8 protein-coding genes are annotated in these 10,531 nt (G+C 51.6%); 3 read left to right on the forward strand and 5 right to left on the reverse strand.

The annotated features are described in order from the left end of the window. Positions 1-277 precede the first annotated feature (277 nt). The gene (locus tag B2Z72_RS18820) at positions 278-1,090 is read right to left on the reverse strand and encodes an AraC family transcriptional regulator (RefSeq protein WP_296984841.1); all 813 of its coding nucleotides are present in this window, start codon (positions 1,088-1,090) and stop codon (positions 278-280) included. 94 nt (positions 1,091-1,184) lie between these two features. Between B2Z72_RS18820 and B2Z72_RS18825 the strand changes: the two genes are divergently transcribed. The 3 genes from B2Z72_RS18825 (at position 1,185) to B2Z72_RS18835 (ending at position 5,331) form a co-directional block, all read left to right on the forward strand. Next, the gene (locus tag B2Z72_RS18825) at positions 1,185-2,177 is read left to right on the forward strand and encodes a bile acid:sodium symporter family protein (RefSeq protein WP_296984842.1); all 993 of its coding nucleotides are present in this window, start codon (positions 1,185-1,187) and stop codon (positions 2,175-2,177) included. 184 nt (positions 2,178-2,361) lie between these two features. Further along, positions 2,362-3,765, forward strand: coding sequence for an acetamidase/formamidase family protein (locus B2Z72_RS18830; RefSeq protein WP_296984844.1), 1,404 nt, complete (start codon positions 2,362-2,364; stop codon positions 3,763-3,765). A gap of 588 nt (positions 3,766-4,353) precedes the next feature. Further along, a complete protein-coding gene (locus B2Z72_RS18835) occupies positions 4,354-5,331 on the forward strand; it encodes a helix-turn-helix domain-containing protein (protein ID WP_296984846.1) in 978 nt (325 codons plus the stop codon). A gap of 81 nt (positions 5,332-5,412) precedes the next feature. Here the strand turns inward: B2Z72_RS18835 and ygiD are convergent, their stop codons facing one another. The 4 genes from ygiD to B2Z72_RS18855 are packed head-to-tail and all read right to left on the reverse strand — an operon-like array spanning position 5,413 to position 10,109. Next, entirely contained in the window at positions 5,413-6,219 is an 807-nt protein-coding gene (ygiD, locus tag B2Z72_RS18840) for a 4,5-DOPA dioxygenase extradiol (RefSeq protein ID WP_296984848.1), read from the reverse strand. Then, on the reverse strand, positions 6,216-8,168 hold the full coding sequence (locus B2Z72_RS18845; protein ID WP_296984850.1) for an ABC transporter ATP-binding protein: 1,953 nt from the start codon (positions 8,166-8,168) through the stop codon (positions 6,216-6,218). The genes ygiD and B2Z72_RS18845 overlap by 4 nt, the downstream gene beginning before the upstream one ends. Position 8,169: 1 nt before the next feature. Further along, positions 8,170-9,045, reverse strand: coding sequence for an ABC transporter permease (locus B2Z72_RS18850; RefSeq protein ID WP_296984851.1), 876 nt, complete (start codon positions 9,043-9,045; stop codon positions 8,170-8,172). Continuing rightward, complete coding sequence (locus B2Z72_RS18855; RefSeq protein WP_296984853.1) at positions 9,042-10,109, reverse strand: ABC transporter permease; 1,068 nt, start codon at positions 10,107-10,109, stop codon at positions 9,042-9,044. Before B2Z72_RS18855 ends, B2Z72_RS18850 begins: the two co-directional genes overlap by 4 nt. Positions 10,110-10,531 lie beyond the last annotated feature (422 nt).

The following is a 10,531-nucleotide window of genomic DNA, read 5'->3' on the forward strand; positions in this document are numbered from 1 at the left end:
CGGTTGGGAGAGATGGTATCTACAGATCTTTCCATATTTAAACCGTATTTTAATTAAATAACCGGGGTTCGTAGGGTGGGCTCCGCCCACCGATATCCGTAACGTCCGGCCATGCCGGAATCGCGGCTGAAGCCGCTCCTACAATGAATCCCACAGTTAAAATCACTACCCGTAGGGTGCGCAACGCGCACCAATATCCGTAACGTCCGGCCATGCCGGATTCGCGGCTGAAGCCGCTCCTACAATGAATTACGCAATCGGCCCCGCCTGCAACGCCTCACGCAACACTCTCGCTGCGCCCGGACACCAACCCGCCCGGCGTTACGCCAAAATGGCTGCGGAAGGCTGATATAAACGCTGAGGTGGAATCATATCCACAGGCCAATGCGATGTCGGTTACCCGTTCACCGCGTTCTAACATGGGCAAGGAACTCAACAAACGTAATCTCTGACGCCAGGCGCGGAACGCCAGACTGGTTTCTTTCTGAAAAATGCGGGTAATGGTTTTCTGAGAAATACCCAGCTTCTGTGCCCAATCGCCGAGGGTATCCGGGTGATCCGGATGGGCGTAAATTTCGCGGCACATAGGCTGCAACCGCTCATCCGCCGGCCAGGGCAAATGCAGATCGGTGCGCGGAGCTTCGCGTAACTGATCGATCATCACGCTGACCAGCCGCCCTTCTTCGCTGTTTTCGTCATAGTCCTCAGGGTAAGTACTGAAAGTACGGATCAGCTCCCGCGCCAGTGGCTGCACTTCCAGAATTTCACACCGCGCCAACAGCTCCGGAAACTCTTCACTGCGGATATACAGGCTGCGCATTTCGGTATCCGGTTCACTGGTTACGCGGTGCGATAAACCCGCCGGGATCAGAATGGCACGCTGCGGCGGCGCCAGATAACGCCCGTCAGCCACCTGCACTTCCATTACCCCACGAATGGCGTACGACAGCTGAATCCACGGGTGATCGTGCCATTTGGTGACTGCAGCAGTGCGCAGGGATTCCGAGCGGGCGTACACCCGCCGTGGCAGGGCCTCCAGCTGAGGAACCTGACGGATATTGGCCTGCACTTGTCCGTTTGTCGACATCATGGGGGTTTATGGCGTTAGTAGGATATTTATCTCAGATTAAACTCACTCAGACTGCTGCTTCAAGCGGTTTAAAGAAAACAAAAGAGTACGTGCAATGAAATTACTGAGATTTTTACCCGATAAACTCATCCTGATGATGCTGGGCGCCGTAGCCCTGGCGGCTTTATTGCCGGTGGGCGGCAAAGCAGCCGAAGTATTTTCCTGGGTGACAGACCTGGCAATTGGCCTGCTGTTTTTCATGCACGGAGCAAAATTATCCACCAAAGCAGTGTTTGAAGGTCTGACGCACTGGCGTCTGCACCTGCTGATTTTCAGCTTCACTTTTGTACTGTTCCCGGTGCTCGGTCTGGCGCTGAAGCCGGTATTAGTGCCGATGGTTGGCGACGATCTGTATCTGGGCATTCTCTATCTGTGCGCCCTGCCTGCCACCGTACAGTCCGCCATCGCGCTGACATCCGTAGCCGGCGGTAATATTCCTGCGGCAGTGTGCAGTGCAGCCACCTCCAGCCTGATCGGTATCTTCCTGACGCCGTTTATCGTCATGCTGATTATGGGTACTGCTGCAGCCTCCATTGATCCGGCAGAAGCGATTCAGGGCATTGTGATTCAGTTATTACTGCCATTTATTGCCGGTCAGATTGCCCGTATCTGGATTGGCAACTGGGTAGCGGCCAACAAACAGTGGCTGAAGTATCTGGATCAGTCTTCCATTCTGTTGGTGGTGTACGGCGCGTTCAGCCACGCGGTCAATGAAGGCCTGTGGTCACGCCTGCCAATTATGGATCTGATCGGTCTGGTGGTCGCCTGTCTGTTGCTGCTGGCACTGGTGCTGCTGCTGACCAATATTGCCGGCAAAGCCTTTGGTTTCCCGCTGGAAGACAGAATTACCATCGTCTTCGCCGCCTCGAAAAAGAGCCTGGCAACCGGCGTGCCGATGGCACAGGTACTGTTTGCTGGTGCAGCCTCAATGGGAACTCTGATTCTGCCGCTGATGCTGTTCCATCAGATTCAGTTAATGGTGTGCGCAGTGCTGGCAAATAAATACGCCAGGCTGCCACGCGAAGCAGAACTGATAGCGCAGAGCTGAGCAGAAAATAACACCGCCTGAATAACCACGGAGGGAGATTCAGGCAAATACCCGTGCGGAATTATTAAAGAATGATTCCGCATAGCTTCGGATAATCACAGCATAGGAAGGAATCTTTGGGTGCACAGACACCCGGCCTTCACTAACAGTCAGCAGAAAGTGAATAATATCCGAGGTACCCAATATGACAGATCACGTTTGCTCACCCGGTTGTAATCATCACAGCCACATCGGTGAAAACGAAAAAGGCGAATTTGCTGCCGGCAAAGAGAAAATCTTTTCAAACATCAGCAAAGGCTCCATTGCCGCCGCTGCCAACTGCCGCGATATTGCCCAACTCAAAGCCAACAACTTTGAAGAAGGCAAACACTATTACATCCCGGCCCATGCCGACACCGTAACCTGGGGTTACTTCAGCTACAGCCAGGCCCCGGTGGTTAAAATCAAATCCGGTGACTTCGCCACCATCGAAACTCTGACTCACCACAGCGGTGATGATTACGAGCGCATGATCAAAGGCGATCCGGGTGCCGAAAGCGTTTTTCACTGGACCAAAGAACAGAAAAATATCGACCGTCGTGGTGCCGGCCCGGTAGACAGCCCGATTGGTTCCGGTGCTGGCATGGGTCCACATATCTGTACCGGCCCTGTGTATATCGAAGAAGCAGAACCGGGTGATGTGCTGGAAGTACGCATTCTTGATGTTGTTCAGCGTCCAAGCTTTAACCCGGAATTTGCCGGTAAAGCCTTCGGCTCTAACGCCGCAGCTAACTGGGGTTTCCAATACAACGATCTGCTCGGCGGTGTGCCACGTGAAGTGATCACTGTTTATGAACTGGATGCACTGGAACAGATTGCCTGGGCCAAAGCAGTTTACAACTACAAGTGGACCACTCAGACCGACCCTTATGGCGTAGAGCACCCAACCATTGATTACCCGGGTGTGGTCGTTAATCACGATACTGTTGAGAAAAACTTCGACGTATTAAAAGGCTTCCGCGTTCCTGTCCGTCCTCACTTCGGTACCATTTCGGTAGCACCAAAAGAACAGGAAGTGGTCAGCACCACACCGCCAAACTACAACGGCGGTAACATCGATAACTGGCGTATTGGTAAAGGCGCTACCATTTTCCTGCCGGTTTCTGTCGCTGGTGCACTGTTCCAGGTTGGCGACCCGCACGCATCTCAGGGTGACTCTGAACTCTGTGGTACTGCTATCGAATGTTCACTGACCGGTAAATTCCAGTTTGTTGTGCATAAGGAGAAAGACATTGCCGGCACCAAACTCGATGATCTGAAATCACCATTACTGGAAACCAAAGACGAATGGGTTGTGCACGGCTTCAGCTATGCCAACTACCTGACCGATCTGGAAGATTCCAACACCATTTACCAGAAATCCTCTGTCGATCTGGCCATGCGTGATGCTTTCCGCAAAACCCGTGAATTCCTGATGACAGCCAAAGGCCTGACCGAAGATGAAGCCATGTCGCTGATGTCGATCGGTGTGGATTTCGGCATTACTCAGGTGGTTGATGGTAACTGGGGCGTACATGCAATCATTAAGAAAGGCATGTTCCCGCGCTGAGTACTGAGCACTCCTGTAAGCAAAACAGCCGGCATCTTTGCCGGCTGTTTTTTTATTTATACGCTGCATAGAAATATCCGCTTTGAAGAGGCTGCAGAGCAAAACACCGTCGCAATCAGACCGGCGGCCATATCAGATTTCGCTAATGCTTTCTGCTGTTCATCAGCACAGCAAAAAGGCCGGATAATCATTAAAATTAAGCCCGGAATGATGCGGATCAATAAAGGGCACGAGGTTGCTCAACGGATCATACTGGTGCTTTTTTATTGACCAGAATCAATATAACCACACGGATAAAATGGTTATAAAAATCTGCAGATTTTCCGGCTAAAAGCATTCATTCTCGTTAAAGCGGCTACCCATAATCAAAATGGAATAACCCTGCTTTTCTACCCCGCCACACGCTATAAAAAGCAACAATACTTACATAAATACGCCGCAAAATTACATTAATTACATCGCCTCAGGTAACTATCTGATCTTCACAGATAACCACTCGTACTTGGTATGGTTAATGCTCTTATAACGTCATAACTACACAAAACCTCATGGATGATGAAAACCATCAACAGTTTTGGAGGTGTACTCATGACTTCTTGGAAAGTATCGACCGATGAATGCTCAGTAAAAGAGCGGGCCCGTATCTGGCAACGGGCAATGGATAAGTTGTATATGCCAGGCTACGAGTTTGGCTGTAACGAAAATCAGTTTCACGGTGACATCAGCTGTGTCTACACACCTATGGGTGTAGAGTTTTCAGTTATGTCTGGTTCACCACTGGAGATATCCGGAAAGTCCGATAATCAACCCTATCCTTTCTGGATGGCGTTGCTGCTGGAAGGTGAGTTTTCCGTAAAATATCAGGGTACTGAATTACCGGCAGAGACCGGCTCTATTATCTATGCACCGACGGGCGTAGATATGACACTGTCGGTGAAATCGGAATTCAAAATGCTCTACATTAAAGTTCCGAAAAATCTGGTGAATACCCGCCTGCTGAATCCAAGCCTGATTAACGTTGGTCATCTGCCGTGCGAAAGCGGTATCAACCACGTATTTTCCAGCATGCTGACCTCACTCAGTCAGAATATCGATGAGCTGGAAACGTCCATGCTGCGCCCGATTGAGATTGCGTTGTCTGAGTTTATCGTCAGCAACCTTATCCATGAGAGCGGTGTACGTGAGTTCGGCAGTACAGCAAAAATTATGCATTTCAAACGTATTTGCCAGCTGATTGATGCCAACCTGGCAGATCCTGCACTGTCATTAAATATGGTGGCCGAGAAGTACAAAGTTTCATCTCGCTATATTCAGAAACTGTTTGAATCCGGTGGCATCAGCTTTGTGAATTACGTGCGTCTGCGCCGCCTGGAGCGCTGCCGTTGTGAACTGGGTAATCCGCAGTACGGTCACCTGTCAGTCTCTGATATCTGTTTCCGTTGGGGCTTTAACGATGCCGGACATTTCAGCCGTACCTTCCGTACCGCGTTTGGCCAGACACCACGGGACTATCGTCGCCAACAGGCTGACAACCTGAAAAATGAAGAAGCCACTATGGCGGTGTAAGCAGTCTTATACCGGTAGTGAGATATTAAAAAAGCCCGTCAGGGCTTTTTTAATATCTGAAATATATCATCAGCTGATATCTCAGGGCTTAGCCGACGGCCACAGCGCCACACTCATCATACTCAGCGAACCATAAATACATTCCGGCGTAACAAACTCCACCGCATCATCCTGCAGATCTCTGCTCGCCAGCACATACAGCAAAGGCAGGTAGTGTTCCATGGAGGGGATCGCCAGCGGCGTCTCTTTACTCAATGTCTCCGGGTGCATCAGCACACCATGATCGGCATCACGTATTGCTTCGGCCACGGTATGCTGAAATTTTTTCGCCCATAAATAACCGAGTTCTTCACTGTCATAGTCAGCCATCACCGGGTTATGAACGATGTTGCCGCTGCCAATAATCAGGTAGCCTTCACTGCGCAGAGCTTTCAGTTTTTCGCCCTGACGGTAATGCCATTCAGGGCTTTTGGTTACATCCAGGCTCAGCTGCACAACAGGCACATCCGCATCCGGATAAAGATGATTAAGTACGGTCCAGCTGCCCTGATCAAGACCCCATTCTGCACTGTAATCAACATTGCTCAGAAAGAGCAGTTCACGCACGCGACCCGCCAGTTCACTGCTGCCCGCCGCCGGATAGCTGAAGCCCTCCAGCTCTGGTAGTGCTGCATCCATAATGGTCTTTGGCTGTTCCATAGCGGTGACTTCAACTTTACCAGGCGTCAGCCAGTGAGCAGAAATGACCAGTATGCCGCGCGGCTTACCAATACCGGACCCGATACAGGACCAGCTGTGGGTAAACTGATTATCCGCCAGTGCGTTATTCGCTAAGCCATGACCAATAAATAACGCCGGCAAGCGCAGCGCCGGGATCGAATTCCTCATAAAGAAACGCTTCCCGCTTCTGTTGTATCGGTATCGGTATCGGCATCGTTATCCGCAGGACAGATATCCGCAGGCCACACAGCATCCGGATCGGTCGGCGGTACCGCAGCAATCAGTTTTCTGGTGTATGGGTGCTGTGGATTTTTCAGCACCTCCTGGGTATTGCCGCTTTCGACGACTTCACCATCTTTCATCACCAGAATACGGCTGCACAGATAACGTACCACGCTTAAATCGTGTGAAATCAGCACCAGAGCCACTTTATGTTCGCGGCGTAATTCCAGCAGAAGATTCATAATCTGCGCCTGCACGGATACATCCAGGCCAGAGACAATTTCGTCGGCAATTAAAATCTGTGGCAGGTCACATAAGCTGCGACCAATATTAACCCGCTGGCGCTGACCACCGGATAACTGTGTTGGATAGCGTCCGACTGAATGCTTCGACAGACCAACATCGTTGGCCAGTTCATACATACGCCGCTGTCTTTCCAGACGCTGATGCGGACGGCTGTCCATCATTTGCGTGAGCAGCTTGCCGACTTTACGACGTGGGTTCAGCGCGGAACGGGCATCCTGAAAAATCATCTGAATCAGCGAGCGGCGTTTTTGCCAGCTGTGCTCATCATTGCCCAGCACCGCGCCATTCAGTTTGAATTCTCCGGAGGTTGGTTCTTCAAGCCCCATCAGCAGACGACCCAATGTCGATTTGCCCGATCCGCTCTCACCAACAATGCCGATAAATTCACCGGGAGATACGTGAAAATCCATCGGCGCCAGCGCCATTTTATCCTGCTGTTTACTGTTGCCGGCTTTATAAATTTTACTCAGCCCGGTCACTGACAGAATCTGGCGGTCACTGAACGGCGCTCCGGTCGCATGGGCTTTTTTATCGTCAGCACTGGTCTGCTGTTCCAGCTCGTCCAGACGAATACAGCGCACGCTGTGCGTATCACTGAGAACCTGCAACGCGGGTACTCCGTCACGACAGGATGCCTGACTGAACTGACAGCGCTCGGCAAAACGACAGCCGGTAATATCAGCGAATGATTCGACCCCTGGCATCTGACCGTCCAGGGTATCCAGCATATACAGCTCGCCTTCCAGTTCCGGCGTTGCGTTGGTCAGTGCACGGGTATAAGGATGGCTGGCCTGGGTCAGTAATTTTTTAGCGTCGGCCCGTTCCATCATTTCACCGGCGTAGAGTACCGCCACTTCATCACAGACGTGCGTCGCCAGGCCCATATCATGGGTAACAAAAATAACGCTGGTGCCCTTTTTCTGCTGCATCTGGCGCAGCAGTTTAACCACCTGAGCCTGAGTACTGACATCCAGCGCGGTGGTTGCTTCGTCAGAAATAACCAGATCCGGTTCACTGGCGAATGCCATGGCAATCATGACCCGCTGACACATACCACCGGACAACTGAAAAGCATATTTATCCAGAATCTGTTCCGGCTCCGGCAGTAATACTTCGCTTAACGCATGCACCATACGCTGATGAACGTCACTGCTGTCGATGCCAATACGATGCATGTGCTCGCTGAATTGCTGGCCAATGGTCAGCACAGGATTCAGCGCCGTCATCGGTTCCTGTGGAATAAAGGCGATACGCCGCCCCAGCCATTCGCGGTGCTGCTTATCGGATGCTGCGAGTAAATCCTCACCATCAAACACCAGAGAACCTGACGATACGTTAAATCCGGATGGCAGCTGTCGTGACAGAATACGGCCGAGCATACTTTTACCGGCACCGGATTCGCCAACCAGCCCCAGCGTTTTACCGGCTTCCAGCGTGAAGGAAATATCCCGTAAAACACGACAGGTTTTACCGTTAATGCGCGCATCGAGATTCAGACCTTCGGCCTGCAGTAATACTTTCTTTTCCATCGGCAGAAAATCCGTAAGCGGTGTTTGAGCGGCATGAGCCATAGCACTACTGTGTCCCATATCATGCTCCCTGTGTACGTTCTGACAGATGAGTATCAACAACCTGACGCACGCCCTGACCAAGGAAGGTCGTCGCCAGTACAGTTAATATCATGGCAACCATCGGAATTAACAGCGGATACGGCGAGCTGTACATGCTGTTCAGACCATCGGCGATCATGCCGCCCCAGGAAGCAACATCCGGCTCCACCGACATGCCAACAAAAGACAGCGTACTTTCAGCAACCACAGCAATACTGATTTCCAGCACCATCAGAGAAATCATGCTGGGGACAATACCGGGCAGAATATCGCGCAGAATAATGCCCAGCGGACGTGCGCCGGTAATCTGTGCCGCAGCCACATAGTCGCGGCGGCGCAGCACCATAACATCGGCGCGCAGCACTTTGCAGAAGCGCGCCCAGTCCACCAGAACAATTGCCAGAATCACGTTATGCAAACCGGGCGATAAGGCGATCATCAGAATCAGCGCCATCACCACAGCCGGGAACGACAGCCAGGTTTCGACGATACGGTTAATCACCCAGTCGATGCGGCCACCAAAATAACCGCCAATTAATGCCAGAATTGAACCGACAATGGCGGCGCCGATCGGTGCGGTCAGGGCGATAATCACCACCACCTGAGCACCGTAAATCATGCGCGACAATACGCACTGGCCCAGTGAATCTGTACCCAGCGGAAATTCCGCCATACCGCCTTCTGCCCACATGGGCGGAATCAGAACATTAAACAGATCCTGTTCATTAGGATCATGAGGGGCAAGCTCTGGCGCAAAAATCGCCGCCAGCAATAACAGAAAGAAAAAGCCACCACCGATCAGGACGTTATTGTCTTTAATCAGGGACACCAGCCAGGCGGGAATAAATGCCATCATTTCTGCATCCTCAGTCGTGGGTTAAGCTGGTACAGAACGATATCGGTCAACATATTGATGAGCTGCACCGTTACTGCATAGGTCAGCGCAATTGCCTGAATTACCTGCATATCAAAACTGCGCATGGCTTTAATCATCAGCGAGCCAATACCGGGTAAACCAAAAATAGATTCGATTAACAAAGTACCGCCAATAATCACACTGGCCTGTACGCCGACGAGACTGACGGTTGGCAGCGACGCATTGCGCAATGCGTGGAACATCAGAATACGTTTGGAGGAAACACCGCGCAGACGCGCCGCGTGAATATAATCTTCGCGATACACTTCCGTCAGGCTGGAGTACGCCATACGTGCAATCGGCGTGGCGATCACCAGTGCCAGCGTCAGCGATGGCAAAACGAGGTGAGCGAGTGAACTGCCCAAACCTTCCCAGTTGCCGGTCAGCAGGCTGTCCAGCGTCAGAAAGCCGGTAATGTGTTCGATACTGATATTGGCACCAACCGGGCCAAGGAACGGCAGCCATTGCAGGCCGACACCAAAAATCACAATCAGAATAATTGCCCAGAGATAATCCGGGATCGCCATCATAATGCCGTTAATCGACAGAATAACTTTTTCTACCCGGGTGCCACGGTAACTGAAAGTTACCAGGCCAATCGCCAGACCGAGCAGAATGCCGGCAATAAAACCGAAGAACAGCAGCTGTATAGTCATGGGTAAGGCTTCCGCCACCATAGAACCCACTGATGAGCCATTCTGAATAGATGTACCGAAATCGCCCTGAACGGCATCCTTCAGCCAGATCAGAAACTGCATAACAACGTTTTTATCGAGCCCGAGTTCGGCGGTTAACGCCTGAATATCCTGCTGAGTTGCGCCGGGAGGGAGGAGCATAGTGACCGGATCAACCGGAATAGCGCGCAGAATAAAAAATACAATCAAAGACACCAGAACCAACATTGGCAGACGCCAGAGAATCTGTCTTGCCAACAGCCAGCCCTGCAACAGCAGGCGTGGCATCAGGCTGCCTGAGGCAGCATCAGAAGAATATACAGCGGTCATAGCATTACCTTGTCATCAGCACCGGCTGCGCCGGTAAACAACAGAACCTGCGGTGTAACCATGAACACCAGAGGGTCTGCGTCAGAATACCTGTACATAGTAGCCATGGCCTGCCATCGTGACTTGGCTCAGCGCGAACGTAATTTAGGGTAGTGGCGTATCCGCAAAGCGGACAATTGGTGGGAGTTAAGGAGATGGATGGGAATTTCTTTTGGAGGATTCGCGCAGCAAAGAATCGGCCATCAATATTCGTAATGTCCGGCTGCGCCGGATTCGCGGCTGAAGCCGCTCCTACATATCAATCTCCGATCCCGTCGTAGGGTGCGCAATGCGCACCAATTTTTAATGCCCGGCTGCGCCGGATTCGCGGGTGAACCCGCTCCTACAAAGACTCGCTGTTCGTAGATACCATCTCTCCCAAC

It is taken from the genome of Thalassolituus sp. UBA6592, from assembly GCF_002433655.1.
Lineage (GTDB): Bacteria > Pseudomonadota > Gammaproteobacteria > Pseudomonadales > Oceanobacteraceae > Venatoribacter.